Source organism: Nocardia aurea, assembly GCF_003123685.1.
GTDB classification, from domain to species: Bacteria; Actinomycetota; Actinomycetes; order Mycobacteriales; family Mycobacteriaceae; genus Nocardia; species Nocardia aurea.
The window spans coordinates 339518-354264 of sequence record NZ_QCYJ01000085.1; the positions used below are offsets into that span (position 1 = coordinate 339518).

13 protein-coding genes are annotated in these 14747 nt (G+C 66.7%); 6 read left to right on the plus strand and 7 right to left on the minus strand.

Annotated elements, in window-relative coordinates:
* The first annotated feature begins 62 nt into the window (after nt 1-62).
* Complete coding sequence (locus DAT37_RS18345; RefSeq protein WP_109525974.1) at nt 63-920, plus strand: cyclopropane mycolic acid synthase family methyltransferase; 858 nt, start codon at nt 63-65, stop codon at nt 918-920.
* A 396-nt stretch (nt 921-1316) separates the two neighbouring features.
* On the opposite strand, the gene DAT37_RS18355 is transcribed toward DAT37_RS18345, so the two are convergent.
* Nucleotides 1317-2528 (minus strand): alkane 1-monooxygenase, encoded by a 1212-nt coding sequence (locus tag DAT37_RS18355; protein ID WP_109525976.1) that lies wholly within the window; start codon nt 2526-2528, stop codon nt 1317-1319.
* A 396-nt stretch (nt 2529-2924) separates the two neighbouring features.
* Here DAT37_RS18355 and DAT37_RS18360 point away from each other — a divergent pair, with 396 nt between their 5' ends.
* Nucleotides 2925-3257 (plus strand): hypothetical protein, encoded by a 333-nt coding sequence (locus tag DAT37_RS18360; RefSeq protein ID WP_232839827.1) that lies wholly within the window; start codon nt 2925-2927, stop codon nt 3255-3257.
* Between the two features lie 21 nt (nt 3258-3278).
* Here the strand turns inward: DAT37_RS18360 and DAT37_RS18365 are convergent, their stop codons facing one another.
* The 6 genes from DAT37_RS18365 to DAT37_RS18390 are packed head-to-tail and all read right to left on the minus strand — an operon-like array spanning nt 3279 to nt 10802.
* Nucleotides 3279-4289, minus strand: a complete 1011-nt coding sequence (locus DAT37_RS18365; protein WP_109525977.1) for a DUF5914 domain-containing protein — start codon at nt 4287-4289, stop codon at nt 3279-3281.
* Nucleotides 4286-5863: an FAD-dependent oxidoreductase gene (locus DAT37_RS18370; protein WP_408637416.1), complete on the minus strand. Its 1578-nt coding sequence runs from the start codon at nt 5861-5863 to the stop codon at nt 4286-4288. The genes DAT37_RS18365 and DAT37_RS18370 overlap by 4 nt, the downstream gene beginning before the upstream one ends.
* Nucleotides 5860-6849 carry a phytoene/squalene synthase family protein gene (locus DAT37_RS18375; RefSeq protein WP_109525979.1) on the minus strand — a complete coding sequence of 330 codons (990 nt, stop codon included), beginning with the start codon at nt 6847-6849 and terminating at the stop codon, nt 5860-5862. The genes DAT37_RS18370 and DAT37_RS18375 overlap by 4 nt, the downstream gene beginning before the upstream one ends.
* Complete coding sequence (gene crtI, locus DAT37_RS18380) at nt 6846-8375, minus strand: phytoene desaturase family protein (protein WP_232839828.1); 1530 nt, start codon at nt 8373-8375, stop codon at nt 6846-6848. Before crtI ends, DAT37_RS18375 begins: the two co-directional genes overlap by 4 nt.
* A 10-nt stretch (nt 8376-8385) precedes the next feature.
* Nucleotides 8386-9495 (minus strand): polyprenyl synthetase family protein, encoded by a 1110-nt coding sequence (locus DAT37_RS18385; RefSeq protein WP_109525981.1) that lies wholly within the window; start codon nt 9493-9495, stop codon nt 8386-8388.
* Nucleotides 9492-10802, minus strand: a complete 1311-nt coding sequence (locus DAT37_RS18390) for a glycosyltransferase (protein WP_109525982.1) — start codon at nt 10800-10802, stop codon at nt 9492-9494. Before DAT37_RS18390 ends, DAT37_RS18385 begins: the two co-directional genes overlap by 4 nt.
* 964 nt (nt 10803-11766) lie before the next feature.
* Between DAT37_RS18390 and DAT37_RS18395 the strand changes: the two genes are divergently transcribed.
* Genes DAT37_RS18395 through DAT37_RS18410 form a run of 4 tightly spaced genes read left to right on the plus strand, consistent with a single transcriptional unit; the run spans nt 11767 to nt 14743 of the window.
* Nucleotides 11767-12378, plus strand: a complete 612-nt coding sequence (locus DAT37_RS18395) for a hypothetical protein (RefSeq protein WP_109526086.1) — start codon at nt 11767-11769, stop codon at nt 12376-12378.
* Between the two features lie 6 nt (nt 12379-12384).
* A complete protein-coding gene (locus DAT37_RS18400) occupies nt 12385-13590 on the plus strand; it encodes an SRPBCC family protein (protein WP_109525983.1) in 1206 nt (401 codons plus the stop codon).
* Nucleotides 13587-13982 carry a gas vesicle protein GvpJ gene (gvpJ, locus tag DAT37_RS18405; protein ID WP_109525984.1) on the plus strand — a complete coding sequence of 132 codons (396 nt, stop codon included), beginning with the start codon at nt 13587-13589 and terminating at the stop codon, nt 13980-13982. The genes DAT37_RS18400 and gvpJ overlap by 4 nt, the downstream gene beginning before the upstream one ends.
* On the plus strand, nt 13982-14743 hold the full coding sequence (locus DAT37_RS18410; protein WP_109525985.1) for a GvpL/GvpF family gas vesicle protein: 762 nt from the start codon (nt 13982-13984) through the stop codon (nt 14741-14743). Before gvpJ ends, DAT37_RS18410 begins: the two co-directional genes overlap by 1 nt.
* Nucleotides 14744-14747 lie beyond the last annotated feature (4 nt).

Consider the following 14747-nt stretch of genomic DNA (forward strand, 5'->3'; position numbering starts at 1 on the left):
TTCGGCCGTTCGTCCGCTTTGTTTGCAGTCAGAAATCTGTCTCGATCACAGGGAGATCTTCTATGGCCGCGTTGAAGCCGTTCTACGAGGATGTGCAGTCGCATTACGACCTGTCCGACGAGTTCTACCGACTGTTCCTCGACCCGTCGATGACCTACAGTTGCGCCTACTTCGACCCGCCCGATCTTCCTCTGGAACAGGCGCAGTTGGCGAAGATCGACCTCGCGCTCGGCAAGCTGGACCTGCAACCGGGCATGCTTCTGCTGGATATCGGATGTGGTTGGGGCGCAACGATGTTGCGCGCCGCCGAGTGCTACGGCGTGCGGGTGATCGGCCTGACGCTCAGTAGGAACCAGCGCGATCACGTCGTGGGTCAGATCGAGCGCCGAGGTCTCGAGAACGCGGAGGTGCGGCTCCAGGGGTGGGAGGAGTTCGACGACGATGTCGACGCGATCGTCAGCATCGGGGCCTTCGAGCATTTCCGGCACGAACGCTATTCGGATTTCTTCGAGAAGTGTCGTCGCATTCTGCCCGAGGAGGGCAGAATGCTACTGCACACCATAATCGGACATTCGCTCAACGATATGCGGCGGATGAACATCCCGGTCACCCGTGAAGACGCTTTGTTTCATATCTTTGTGAAACGCGAGATATTCCCCGGCGGGCAGTTGCCTCAGGCCGCCGAAGTCACCCGGCTGGCCGGGCGCGCGGGATTCGGCACCGAGCGGATCCAGCCGTTGCAGAGTCACTACGCGCGGACCCTCGACCTGTGGGCCGAGGCGCTCATGGCGCATCGGGACGAAGCGGTCCGCATGACTTCCGAGCAGGTGTACGACCGCTACATGAGGTATCTCACCGGCTGCGCGGCACGCTTCCGCAGCGGGCATCTCGACGTCATGCAGTTCACCCTGACGACCTGACATGCGACGGCGGCAGCGGGCTCGTCCGGCGAACTACTCTTCAGCGCCGGTGCGTCGGCCCTCGTACGGGGGTGTCGCCGGTTCGGCGTCGTGAGGCGGCAGGGTCCCGGTCGACCCCGGGTTGTCGCTGTGCGGGTCTTGCGCGGGTGCTGAGGTGACTTCGTCCTCCTCGAACGCTCCGGCCGGGCGATCCGCGGGCCCGCCACCGGGGCTGTCCGAGCCGGTATCCCGTGAGCCCTCGGCTCCTCGCTGTGATTGCGGCTCTTCGGATGGATGATTGCCGGACATGGCTCCGTCCTCTCGTGTGTCGGAGTGCGGAGCGGAAGATACACTCCGCCACTTCAGCGTGATCCCCGTCACATCGATGAGTCAAGCGATGTCCGGCTGACAGCGCGGCTACCGAGAATCCGCTGGTGACAGCACCGGGGGGCTGCCCCCTCCGCGTCGCCGACCGGTCCTTCGTCGCAGCCGTGGCAGTCGGCGATGGGGCGCGGGTTTGGTATTGACGAGTGCGATGTCACCGCCGTAGAGCGCGAGCACCCGGTGGTCCATGACGGCACGCCAGAGCGGAGGAACGGCGGCAAGCAGGATCATCGAGGCGTAGCCGCCGGGGAGTTGTGGCGCCTGCTCGTAGCCGCGCAGCGTGTGATAGCGACGACCGGGGTTGATGTGGTGGTCGCTGTGCCGCTGGAGGTGGAACAGGAAGACGTTCGTGACCAGGCGATCGCTGTTCCAGCTGTCGCGCGGCGAGCAGCGGGCGAAGCGTCCGTCGGGTCGGCGTGGGCGCAGCAAGCCGTAGTGCTCGATGTAGTTCACGGCTTCGACCAGCACGATCCCGATCAGCGCTTGCAGCAGGAGGAACGGGATGATGACGTGGCCGAACGCCAGGATCATGGTCGCGAACAAGGCCGACGTCAACGACCACGCCTGGAGGATGTGGTTGCCGGGGCTGAACCAGGGCTTGTCCTTGCGGGACAGGCGTTCGCGCTCCAGTGTCCACGCCGAGCGCAGGCCTCCGAATATGGTGCGCGGCAAGAACTCCCACAGCGACTCGCCGAATCGGCCACTTGCCGGATCGGCGGGGGTCGCGACGCGGACATGGTGTCCGCGGTTGTGTTCGACGTAGAAGTGGCCGTATCCGGATTGCGCCAAGGCGAGCTTCGCCATCCGGCGTTCGAGGTGTTCGGAACGGTGGCCGAGTTCGTGAGCGGCGTTGATGCCGATACCCGATACGACGCCCAGCGTCGCCGCCAACCCGATTTTGTCGAGCAGGTTCAAGCCGATGTCGGACCACAGGTATCCCGCGACGATGAGGCCGGTCAACTGGAGTGGCAGGAACAGATAGGTGCACCACCTGTAGTACCGATCCTCGGACAGGGATTCGTAGTCTTCGTCGCGTACGTTGCTGTGGTCGTCGCCGATCGCCAGGTCCAACAGCGGTACCAGTAGGAAGACGATGATCGGGCCGATCCACCAGAATAATTGCAAACCGGTGACGGTAACCAGAATTACCGGAAGCAGTGCGCAACCCGGAGCTATCGTGCCCATGATCCAGAGATAGCGCTTCGGGTCGCGAGATTCCGAATCCTCGAAGACCATAACAGCCATCCATGTGAGTCGAATTATGTCCGTCGAAGTCCTGCTGCCGCCCGATCTGCTCACCGGCGACCTTTGATGACGACCCGGTACCGTTGTCGTACTCGCTACGCGACCGGCCTTTTCGTTGTCGACATTCGGTGGGTGGTTATTCGATATGCCGAATGGACCGTGCTGCAACAAATTTAGTGTCCGCAAATGTACCCGGGGGCTCCGTGAACTGTCAATGAAGTATTCATTGCGGTAAAATGTTCCGAAAAGCGTCGGGTATGGTACGACCACCTCGGGTCCGAGAAAAGCGGTGACGTCTCGATCGTAATGGGATCGATGATCGGGAGCCGGTTTACCCGCGTCGAAACGGTGAAGCCCCAGGATGTGGGCGGGGACAGCGTTCGAAGGAGAATTGTCATGCCGGATAGTGAAACGGAACGCACCCACCATCGGGGCGCGGCCCCGGAGGGGTATGTGAATTTCCCGGATCACGCGCGGACCTCGCGCAGCCACGCCGGTGAAGGTATCCAGGACGGTTACAACATTCCCGGGATCGTATTGTGGGCGATCGGAATCGTCGCTCTGGGGCTCACCCTGACCGCCGCGGCGTACGGCTTCAACGGGTGGGCGATCATCGCCGCGATCGTGTGCGCCGTCGCCATTCTGGGCGGTTCGGGCTGGCTGATCCTCGAGCACCGTCGGATCAAAGCCAAAGAGGGCCTCGCCCTGACCGATCAAGTAGGGCATTGACAGTGACCGTATGAACGAAATTCACACGGTGCCGGTTCGACGGCGCAAATCGTAGCGCCGTTCCGCGTAGGCCATATCGTCGCGCCACAGCCGAGTCGTCGCGTAGTTCATCAGGGGGCGCAGCAGCGGTAAGGCCCTGCGCGCGTGCCGGAACCCCGGCCGGTCGGAGTCGGCGATCACCGCCTCGATCACCGCCGTCCGTGACCTGCCGTCGTGGCCGGGGCCGATCGGCGTCGCATGTGTTTCGACGACACTGCCCGCACCTTCGCCGGAGAGAATGCGCATGACGATGGTGCGCGGGCCGGGGCAACTGAACTCGGCTTCCACGGGCACCCCGAATCGGCGCGTCACCCGGAAGGTCACCTCGACCACGAAGGGGTGCGTGTCGACGGTGATCTCCTTCCGCGGCGGAGTCCCGATGACCCGTAGCCGAGCGAAGGAATAGGGGTGGAACCAGGCGCCGTGCCAGGGGTCGAGACGGTTGGCGATGATGTCGCGCGGTTCGCACACGCCGACCACGCGCGTCACCGCGTGCACCGTCGTATCCGCCGGTCGGGGGCCCAGAATCGGCGCCTCCGTCGGTGTTTCGCCGCCGAGCGCGTCCAACCGAACCCAGGCGAGGACGCCGTCGTCGAAGGCCGGGTACGGACACCAGCGGCCCGAATCGCCCGCACCGACGTGCATGCCGTGCCAGCGGCAGATCAACGCGGTGTCCTCGACCGCGGCGAGGGCCAGCGGCGCGCCCAGATGCGGACACGCGCCCGGTCCGACACGGAGGGTACCCGCGGCGTCTCGCCACGCGACGATCTCGGCGCCCCCGACCTCCGCGCCGAAGGGACGGTCACCGCGGATATCGGTGGCGGCGGCGAAGGCGAACCAGTTGCCGGAGGGGCGTTGCTGGGACCAGCGCAGCGCGGCCGCGATCAGGCCGGGGTCGGCGTCGCGATAGGTGGGCTCCTGTTTCGACCACCGCTCGGGGGAGAAACGCTGCAACGGACTCGGGCGTCTCGGCCGATCGTGACCGGGGCTCATCGGGGGCCACCACCGTGGGTGGCCAATGTGCGCAGGAGCGCCGAGCGACCATCGGCGGGGACGGTCTGCACGGTGTGCTCGGCCGCGCCCCATTGCCGCAGCAGAGCATTGGCGGCGAGCCATCCGGTCGTGGCGGCGCGTTCCATGAGGGCGACGGGCAGGTCGACGCGAATGCCGTCGCCCGCCAGCATCAGCCGATGATGCGGTGTCGCTATGCCGGGGCGTCGCGCGAAATCGCCGGGGCCGAACCGTGGACAGTCCCGACGCCACACCGCGCACTCTCCCACGATGTCGGCGTCGATGGTTTCGGGGTAGATCTCGTGCAGACGCGCCAAGAGACGGCCACGCAGCGCGTCTCGTGCGCCGTCGGGCACGGCGTAGGCGTGCAACTCGACGACGCTTCCGTCATTGCGGCGCGCCCACGCGGCCGCCTGGTTCTCGTAGCGGTCGAGCACGCTGATGTTGTCGAGTGGTGCGAGGTCTCCGGTCGCCAGGAACGCGGGCCGGTCGGGATCGACCGGCCGGTCGAGCCACAATCGCAGCACCGCGAAGGCGGGCGCGATCCCCGCTGCCGTGACACGCGAGCGCCAGTCGGCATCCCCGAGCGTCGGTGACGCGGAGACGATGTCACGCAGACCCGCGATATCGGTGGCGATGACGACGGCGTCCGCGTCGACAGCGGTGCCGTCGTCGGCGGTCACCCGGAAGGTCTCGTCGTCGCGGCTGTCGATACCCGTGACACCGACGCCGGTACGGAATTCCACGCGTCCAGGCCGACCCGCCACGTCGGGGACGGTGAGATATTCCGCCAGCGGTATCCACAGGCCGATATCGAAGTTGTCCTGTGCCACATCGAATATCAGTCCCTCACTCGATCCGAGGAAGTAGATGTGGAACATCGTCGCGAGTTCGGCGGCCGACATCCGGTGTGGCTCGATGAAGAAGCTGCGGGAGAAGACGTCGAAGGCGAGGTGGCGCGCCGCATGGGGGAAATTGATGTCGCGCAGGAATGTCTCCGCGTCGAGATGATCGAGTTGCTCGTAGATCCTGGGGACCGACACCGCGGCGAGAGGTGCGGCGGCACGCGCGTTCACGCGGATCAGATCACGCAATCGGAAGGTCGGGCTACGGAAGGCGAAGGCCAGCGCGTTCCACGGGGGCGTGTGAGGCAGACCGCGGAAGGTGTCGCGGCGCCCCTGCGAGTCGACGAGCGGATAGTCGCGCACGCGACGCAATCGGTTGAGCTCGGGGTCGCTGCGCACCAACAACTTTCGGAGATTGTAGTACTGGGCGAAGAAGGCGTGGAAGCCGCGGTTCATCGCCACCTCGGTGCCGTCGGGCAGTCGTTCGGTCCAGCCGCCCACTCGGCCGCCGAGATAGCGTTCGCGTTCGATCACCTCGACGTGGAAACCACGTTCGGCGAGTCCGGTCGCGGCCGCCAGACCGGCGATCCCGGCTCCGATCACCACCGCGCGCGGCCGGACGCCGTCCACCGCCACGTCGGCGAGTCCGGGCGCACCCGGGTAGCGCACCCTCCGCTCGTCGGTGCCGTAGACGGCGGGCGCGGTCCTCACCGCATCGTCCCGGTTCCGCTCGACCGGGAACCCGCGTGAGATGTCGTGGAAGGACGTGGATCGCGCGCACCGTGGCGCGCCCACCATGCCCTCAGCAGACCCTCGGCCCCCACTCGGACGCGTCGTCGGTTTCCGACGGTGGCGCGGCGTCCGAACACGTCGAAGTCGCGGTCCTCGATGCAGCCCAGGATGTCGGAATACAGCAGCAGTGCCGTCGATACGCACGGTCGGGATCTCGGTGCGAGGGATCGGATGCCTTCGCGGGCGAATTCGTATATCCGCCTTGTTGTCTCGTGCTGGGCGGCGAGCGCGCGACGAACCTTCGGGACTACCCTGCCGTTGGCTCGGCACCACCCGAGCAGTTCGCGATCCACGCCGAAGGCGGCCAGTTCGTCGGCGGGCAGATAGACGCGGTCGCGCGCCAGATCCTCGTCGATGTCGCGCAGGAAGTTCGTGAGCTGGAACGCCTTGCCCAGCGCCGCCGCGTACGGTGCCGCCTCGGATTCAGGGCAGGCCGTTCCCAGGATCGGCAGTAGTTGTAACCCGATCACCTCGGCCGATCCGTACACGTAGACGTCGAGTGCGGCACGATCCGGATAGTCGGTGACCGAGAGGTCCATCCGCATCGAGGTCAGAAAGGCGTCGAAGAGTTCGTCGCCGATGCGATAGCTGTCCGCGGTGTGCAGGACCGCTGCCAGTACCGGGTCGCCGTCCGCGTCGCCCCGGTCGAATTGTGCTGCCAGAGTGCCGAGCCGAGCGGCGCGATCGTCGGTGGTGAGCCGAGGATCGAATTCGTCGAGTATGTCGTCGGCGCGGCGGGCGAAGCCGTAGAGCGCGTGTACGGCGGGACGCTGATCCGGTGCGAGCAGTCGGGTCGCCAGGAAGAAGGTCTTGCCGTGGCGCGCGTTGAGTTCGCGGCAGATTCGGTAGGAATCGCGTAGCGAGGGATCGGTGATCCCCGCCGCGTCGAGTTCGGTGCGCGTCATCTCGGCTCCGATCGGCTGTAGGGGCGGATGGGTGAGGTGGGATCGGTGCGTACGGGTCCGGTGACGCGGTCCGCTGCCAGGCGTCCGGAAATCAGCACCGGGGGGATTCCGACGCCCGGCACCGTGGAACCGCCGGCGAGTACGACATTGTCGATGCCGCGAATCATGTTGGCGGGCCGGAAGGGGCCGGTCTGGGACAGCGTGTGCGCCAAGGCGAACGGACTGCCTGCCAGCATGTCCTGGGCGGCCCAATCGGCGGGGGTGACCACGCGCAGGATTTCGGGATCGGCGAGTGCGGCGGTTCCTAGGCGCTGCCCGATGGTGGCGAGAATCCGTTCGGCGTACTCGGCGGCGAAGTTCGGCCAATCGATCTCGCCTCGCTCGAGATTCGGAGCCGGGGCGAGTATGTAGAGGAGTTCGCGACCCTCCGGTGCCAGCGTCGGATCGCTCGCGGTGGGACGGGTGACGAGCAGCGAAGGATCGGACATGACCCGGCCGTCGCCGATGATCTCCCGGAAGGTCGATTCCCAGGCGGCGCCGAACAGCAGCGAGTGGTGGGGGAGGTCGAGCGAGCCACGATCACACCCCACGTGCAGCACCACCGCCGAGGGGGCGGCCCGAACCGGGAACGGGCGACGCGAACGATGGCCGAGCAGCGCGTAGGCGCGATGCCGCTCGGTGGTCAGCACCACGGCATCGCAGTCGATTCGCTCGTCGTGATCGGTGTGCACGGCGCTGACACTCGACCCCTCGCGCACCAGGCTCGTCACGGTGGTGTCGTAGCGGAACCGCACCCCGGCGGCTTCGGCCGCGGCGGCGAGCGCGTCGGGTAACGCCCGCATCCCGCCACGCGGAAAGTAGACACCCGCCATGGTGTCCATGTAGGCGATGACCGCGTAGATCGCCAGCGCCTTGTCGGGCGCGACGCCCGCGTACAGCGATTGGAAAGTGAAGATGCGTCGTAGATCCGGATCGGTGACGAACTCGGCGATGCGGCGATCCCAGCCGCGGAAGCCGCCCAGAGCGGTCAGTCGGGCGAGGTCGGGGGTCAGCATCGAGAGGGGTGAATCGAAATTGGTGGCGATGAAACGATCGAATTCGACGTGGTAGAGCCGGGTCAGCCAGTCGCGCAGCCGACGATAGCCGTCCGCCTGGCCGGGACCGGCGAATTCGGCGACCGACCGCAGCATCGTGTCGCGGTCGCTGTGCACATCGAGGGTGCGCCCGTCGGCGTAGTGCGCGCGATAGGCGGGCGCGACCGGCATCAGATCGAGGCGATCGGCGGTCCGTTCCCCGACCGCCGAGAAGACGTCGTCGATCAGATCCGGCATGGTCAGTACCGTCGGGCCGGTATCGATCCGGTAGCCGTCCACGTCGAGGCGGCCCATGCGGCCACCAGGCACCGAGGCTCGCTCCACCACCGTCACGGCGCGTCCGCGGCCTGCCAGATGCATGGCGGCCGACAGACCCGCCAAACCGGCGCCCACGACGACGACATGCTCCGCATTGCGTTCGACTACGCGCACGACCGACTCCTCACTGCTGCCGTGCGGTGCACAGCAGCGCCATCTGTTCGAGTGCGGTCCGCCGCCCGGGGGCCAGCGGACCATCGTCGAGCGCGTGGAGCGCGTCGTCGACCCGATCGGTGATCATCGCCTCGACGCGTTCGGGCGCGCCCGAGGCGTCTATCAGGTCCCGGCAACGCTCGAGCGCGGCGTGGTCGAGAACAGGGCGGCCGACCAGTTCGGACAGCTCTCGCCGCATCGCCGGGGTTGCCGCGTCGAGCGCAGCCACCACGACGGTGGTGGCCTTGTGCTGCCCGAGGTCGCTGTCCTCGGGCTTGCCCGTGACCGCGGCGGAACCGAATATCCCGAGCAGGTCGTCCCGCAGCTGGAACGCCTCGCCGATGCGAGTTCCGTAGCGGGTCAACATGTTCAGTACGCCATCGTCGCATCCGGCCATCGCCGCGCCGAGCTGCAAGGGCCGCGCGACGGTGTAGTTGCCGGATTTCGCCCGCGCGATCGCCAGTACATCGTCCATCGTCGGGCGACGACGGACATCGTTGGTCAGATCCGTGTACTGACCGATCGCCAGTTCGATCCGCATGGCGTCGTAGCGCGGCCACACCCGCGCCGCCGCGCTCGCCTCCAGCCCGCTCTGGCGAAGCATCTGCTCGGACCACACCAGGCACATATCGCCGAGCAGGATCGCCGCGGATGCTCCGAAACGCAGTGCGGCCGTGGCATCGTCGTGTCGATAGCCACGGGAGAAGCGGACGTGGGCCGCCGGTTCACCACGGCGCAGGGCCGCGTCGTCCATGACATCGTCCTGGAGCAGGGCGAAGGCGTGCACCAGTTCCAGACTGGCCGCGGCGCGCAGGGCGGCGGCGTCCGGCTCGGCGCCGCACAGCCATCCCAGGTACATGAAGGTCGATCGCAGGCCCTTGCCGCCGGTGGCGTACTGCCGCAGTACGTCTTCGGCGCCGGGCCAGAGCGATGCGTCGATCCGCACTTCGCGGAGGAAGTCGACGACTTCGCCGAGTACGCGGCCGCGCACGTCCGCTCGCCAATCGTCGAATCCGATGGAGTCGGAGTCGGCCACTGTGGGTGTCGGTGGCCACGCCGGGCCCGGAGGTGCGATGCTCACCGGAGTCTCTCTTTCCGTGTAGTCCGCTCACTTGTTCGCGGCCGCGGTGGCCGTGTCAGGGAGGCCAGAAGATCCGAAATCGTCCGGAACGGTGTGTGTTCGGCCATTTCGTCGGCCATTCGCCGCGCCGCTGCGCGGAAGTCGTCGGTTTCCAGTACGCGATCGAGCGCCGCGGCGATTCTCGCGGCGCTCGGGCGCGCTGTTCCGAGATCGATCCCGACGCCGAAATATGCTGTTCTGGCGGCAGTTTCGGGTTTGTCGGCGGTATCTCCGGCGATGATGACGGGTATGCCGTGGCCGAGGGCCTGTTGTACACCGCCGTACCCGCCGTTGGTGATCATGACGTCCACCTGGGGCAACAGCCTCGCGTACGACACGTAGTCGAGGACCAGTGTGTTGGGCGGCACCGGGCCGAGCGGGGCCGACGACCCGCCGGTAGTGGCCACGACGACCAGATCGTCGCGTCCGCCGAGTGCCGACAGGGTGGGCCGGATCAGTCGACCGAAATCCTCGTTGTCCCACGTCCCCTGCGTCACGTGCACGACCGTCCGCCCACTCGCGAACACATCCCATCCCTCGGGCAGTGCCATCCCGGTGTCCGGCGGCGGGAGGGGGCCGGTGAACACCACCGAGGGCGGCAGGTCGCGGCGCGGATACTCGAAAGCGGGGGAGCCGAACTGTAGGAGACGATCGGCCAGTACCGGCCAGTCGAGAAAGAAGACCGGCGCGCGCCCCACCCCGAGTTCACCGAGGATCGAGTCCAGTCGTGCCTGCTCCGCACGGAACAGCACCTCGTGCACGAATCTGTTCATCATCGTGTGGTCGCGACCTCTGCGTGGCGGCCACCCGACACCGAACGGCGTCGTATCCACGCTGGACAACATCAGCGGCACGACACCGCATGCCAGCAGTGGCGGGCGCGTCCGCCCGGAGAGCAGAAGCGGAATCGCACCGGTGAACATCACGTCGACGAGGACGGCGTCGTATCGACCGTGGTCGATCGCGGCGCTCAATGCCCGGTACTGCGAGGCGAGCGGGGCGAGGAAGGCCGCCCGCAATTCCGAACGGCCGATCTGCCAGCGGTGGACCATCCCCGGCAGCGGGCCACGCCGGGACGACATCGGCGCGGGTTGCGCCGCCGGGGGCAGCGGCAGTGGGGTGACGCCGATTCGAGTCGCCGCTCGGTGGAATGCCGCGCCGGTGAGCAGCGCGACCTCGTGCCCGCGGCGACGGAGGTCGGCGGCGACCGCGAGCATGGGCGTCACATGTCCGGGGACGGGGGTGGCGGCGAGCAGGTATCGGGCCACGGCATCAATCCCGCACTCGGCGGATCTGTCGATATTCCGCTGCTCGTGGCATCCGACCCGCGGTCCGCGACGGCCTCGGGCAGGACCGCCGAGCGACTCGCGCACGCTCGCCGGAACCTGTGCCGGTGCTGTTCACGACGACCCCTTTCCGAAGCGGATTCGTTCATCCTACGCGAAACGATGCAGTTTCGATGCAGTCGGCGTGGCGTGCGTGCGGATAGCCGCTGTCGAGGGTGAACAACAGGACGTCCCATTCGACGACGCGTACTGTCTCCGCGGTGCCGACGCTCGGCATCGCGTGTCGACCGATGCCGGATTTGCCCGGGCACATCCGCGCACCTCCCTTCGGGCGGTGGAGCGCAAGATTGCTCGCCGGTCGACCACTCTCGTGGCCGGTCGGGCGGTGTCGATCCGATGTACTGACATGCCGTACCCGCAGGTAATGACCTCAAACAGCTCGCCGCGACAGGCGAACGCGGCGATCCCGCAGGACCCTGATCCGCGGCCGACAGATGAGTCCTCGGCGGGGCGGCGACGAGTATGCGGTAGCGGATCATCGGGAGACTGTCGCGCCTTCGCGGAACTCGGCCCGCGCGGGAAAGCGGCACGGCGGAACAGTCGAATTCGCGCGGCCGCTGTCGCCCAATCCATAACTCGGACTTGATCGGGAAACTGCGGTCGATGACCTCGGCGCTCAGTGACCTGGCGCCCCAAGGCATCTGGGCAGATTCGGGGCGGGTGAGACGGAGATGTCGAACGGCTCTTGACTTGTCGATCGCTGGACGGTGGCGGACTTAGCATATTTTATGAATTTTCGCAGGCAGAACCATCGACCCATGCGGTAACTAGGCATACGCTGAAGTGCGGCCATATGCACTGTGGTCTAACTCCACATCGGGGTGTCACAGCTCGACCGACCTGGACCGGACCGGCGCCGCGGCAGTCGAACGAGCAAGGAGTGATCATGCAGGGTGGAACAAGAATCGCGATAGGGGTGGGAATCGGATACGTGCTGGGTCGCACCCGCAAGATGCGTTTCGCGCTGGGTTTGGCCGGTGCGGCGATGGCGCGGCGGTCCTCGGGCACGAAGGGGGACCTGCTGGAGTTGGGAACTTCGCTGGTGAAATCGTCGCCGGAGCTGACCCAGCTCACCGACACCGTGCGCGGGGAGTTGCTGGGGGCGGTGCGGTCGGCCGCGGTCACCGCCGCGAGCAACCGCATCGACGCACTCAACCATCGGTTGCAGCAGGGGACCACCCTCGTCGCGGACGAGGGCCGCGACGAGCCGGAAGAAACCGAATCCGACGAAGACGACTACGACGAACAGTTCCGAGACGACGAACAAGGCTCTGCCGAGGAGGACGAGGAATTCGACGACGAGGACCAGGCGGACGCCGGACGGCCTGCCGCCAAGCGGAGGCCGACTCGTCGCACGGGAACCTCGACCGCTGGAAAATCCGGCTCTCGCACCACGGGCCGCAGGGCAGGACCCGCGGATCGGACGTCGTCCCCGGCCGCCCGACGCCGTAGTCGTGCCGAGACCGACGAAGCGCCGGTCCGTCGTACGAGGAGGTGAGGGGACATGACGAAGACGTTGCGTGACAAGGCAACCGGAGTCGGCAAGATGGCGACCGAGACTGCGGGGCGGGCCACAGGAGCCGCGACCCGGGCCGGATCGACAGCCCAGAAGACCGCGGAGACCGCCACCCCGACGAGCGCATTGCAGCAGTCGGTGCGGAACCTCGCGGGCACCCTGGCCGAGCGGGCGGTGTCGAAGCTGTCGGATCGAGTATCGAACACCGCCGGACGGCTGACGGAGTACTCCGACGGTGGCGAAGGGAACCTGCTGGCGGCGGTGACCGGTGCGGAGAAGCTGGCCGGAGGCGCCTCGCCCCTGAAGGCGGCAGTCAGCGGCGGTGTGAGCAAGCTCGGGCACTCGGTCCGCGAAAAGTTCGCGTCGGTGAAGGAATCGTTGACCGGAGGTAAGGGAAAGGGAAAAGGCGGCAAGAAGCTGAAGCTGACCAATATCGTCGAGTACATCGACGTGGGCGTCCCGCTCGAGCTGGCTTATGACCAGTGGACCCAGTTCGGGGATTTCCCGAAGTTCACCAAGAAACTCGAACAGGTCGAGCAAGTCTCCGATGAGAAGTTGAGCTGGACCGGCAAGGTGTTCTGGTCGAGGCGGACGTGGGAATCCACGATCGTCGAGCAGGTGCCGTTCGAGCGGATCGTCTGGCGTTCCAAGGGCGCGAAAGGCTATATCGACGGCGCGGTCACCTTCCACGAGCTCACGCCGGGTCTCACCCGCATCCTCGTGGTGCTCGAGTACCACCCTCAGGGAGTGTTCGAGAAGACCGCCAATCTCTGGCGTGCTGCGGGTCGCCGGTGTCGCCTGGAACTCAAGCAGTTCCAGCGGCAGGTCATGACGGACGCGGTGCTGCACAGCGACGACATCGTGGGCTGGCACGGCGAGATCCACGACGGCGAAGTGGTCGTGGACGACGAAACAGCACGGCGTGAGGAAGCGGAGGATTCCGACGACGAGCGTGCCGAGGAGGATTCTGCCGACGAGCACGCCGAGGAAGATTCCGACGACGAACTCGCCGAGGAAGACTCCGTGCAGGAAGAACCGGAGGAGACCGAGGAAGACGAGACCGACGAGCACGTGCCGGACCGGTCGGAGTCGGACACGGAGGAGGAACCGGCACCGGTGCGCCGCAGACCGGCCGCGCGTCGCAATAGCACGGTGACCCGCCGCTCGCGGGAGAGCCGAGAGGTGAGCCGATGACCATCGAACCTGCGGGAAGCGGCGGCGGTACCGGCACGATGGCGAAGCCGAACTCCTCCAGCCTGGCCGATGTCATCGACACCATTCTCGACAAGGGCCTGGTCATCGACGCGTTCGCCAGAGTGTCGCTGGTCGGCATCGAACTGGTGACCATCGACGCGCGCGTCGTGGTGGCGAGTGTCGACACGTATCTGCGTTTCGCCGAGGCGGTCAACCGGCTCGAGATATCGAGCAGTGAACCGAAGGGCCTGACCGATATCGTCGGCGGTGTCACCGAAGGCGCGGCGAAACACAAGACGAAGGGCGCGCTGGAAGCAGCGGGGGAGAAGGTCGGTGACTTCCTCGGTGACGTGCAGGAAAAGCGCCGGCAATCCAGTCGCGAGGAGCGGTGATGGGTACCGACACGACCGGGGTCTACGTCTACGGCATCGTGCCCGCCGACGTCGAGCCCGAGCCGCACGCCATCGGCGTCGGCGAACCGCCCGGGGAAGTCGCGGTGGTTCGCCACGGCGAGATCGCCGCGCTGATCAGCACGCTCACCTCCGATCGGCCCCTCGGCACACCCGAGGATCTCACCGTTCACGCCGAGTTGCTCGACGGGTCGGCCACCGTGGCACCGGTGCTGCCCTTGCGGTTCGGCGCGGTCATGACCGATGTCGAGGCGGTGGAGAGCGAGTTGCTGGAGGCGAACGAGACCGAATTCGAGGCAGCTCTGGCCGAACTCGAGGGTCGCGCGCAATTCGTGATCAGGGGCCGTTATGTCGAGGACACCGTCCTGCGGGAACTGCTCGACGAGAACGCCGAGGCGGCTCGACTCCGAGAGGAGATCCGCGACAGATCCGAGGACGCCACCCGCGATTCCCGGATCGCGTTGGGCGAGTTGATCAATCAGGCGATCGAGGTCAAACGAGCCGAGGACACCCGCAGGACGGTTTCCGAACTCGAGAGGTTCGAGCCGCTGATCAACCACCGCGAACCGAGCAGCGAGGAGGACGCCGTCCACATCGCGGTGCTGGTGGAGTTGGCACGGCAACAGGAACTGGAAGACACTCTGCGTCGGCTCGCCGAGGACTGGGACAACCGGGTGGAGTTGGACCTGCTCGGACCGATGGCGGCTTACGACTTCGTCACCAAGCGGGAACCCGCGGGGTGAGGTC

Coding starts and splice junctions, on each gene's coding strand:
- DAT37_RS18365 (WP_109525977.1), bottom strand. CDS start 4,289: ATGAGCCCCGGTCACGATCGGCCGAGACGCCCGAGTCCGTTGCAGCGT.
- DAT37_RS18395 (WP_109526086.1), top strand. CDS start 11,767: ATGCAGGGTGGAACAAGAATCGCGATAGGGGTGGGAATCGGATACGTG.
- gvpJ (WP_109525984.1), top strand. CDS start 13,587: ATGACCATCGAACCTGCGGGAAGCGGCGGCGGTACCGGCACGATGGCG.
- DAT37_RS18345 (WP_109525974.1), top strand. CDS start 63: ATGGCCGCGTTGAAGCCGTTCTACGAGGATGTGCAGTCGCATTACGAC.
- DAT37_RS18375 (WP_109525979.1), bottom strand. CDS start 6,849: ATGACGCGCACCGAACTCGACGCGGCGGGGATCACCGATCCCTCGCTA.
- DAT37_RS18400 (WP_109525983.1), top strand. CDS start 12,385: ATGACGAAGACGTTGCGTGACAAGGCAACCGGAGTCGGCAAGATGGCG.
- DAT37_RS18355 (WP_109525976.1), bottom strand. CDS start 2,528: ATGGCTGTTATGGTCTTCGAGGATTCGGAATCTCGCGACCCGAAGCGC.
- DAT37_RS18410 (WP_109525985.1), top strand. CDS start 13,982: ATGGGTACCGACACGACCGGGGTCTACGTCTACGGCATCGTGCCCGCC.
- DAT37_RS18360 (WP_232839827.1), top strand. CDS start 2,925: ATGCCGGATAGTGAAACGGAACGCACCCACCATCGGGGCGCGGCCCCG.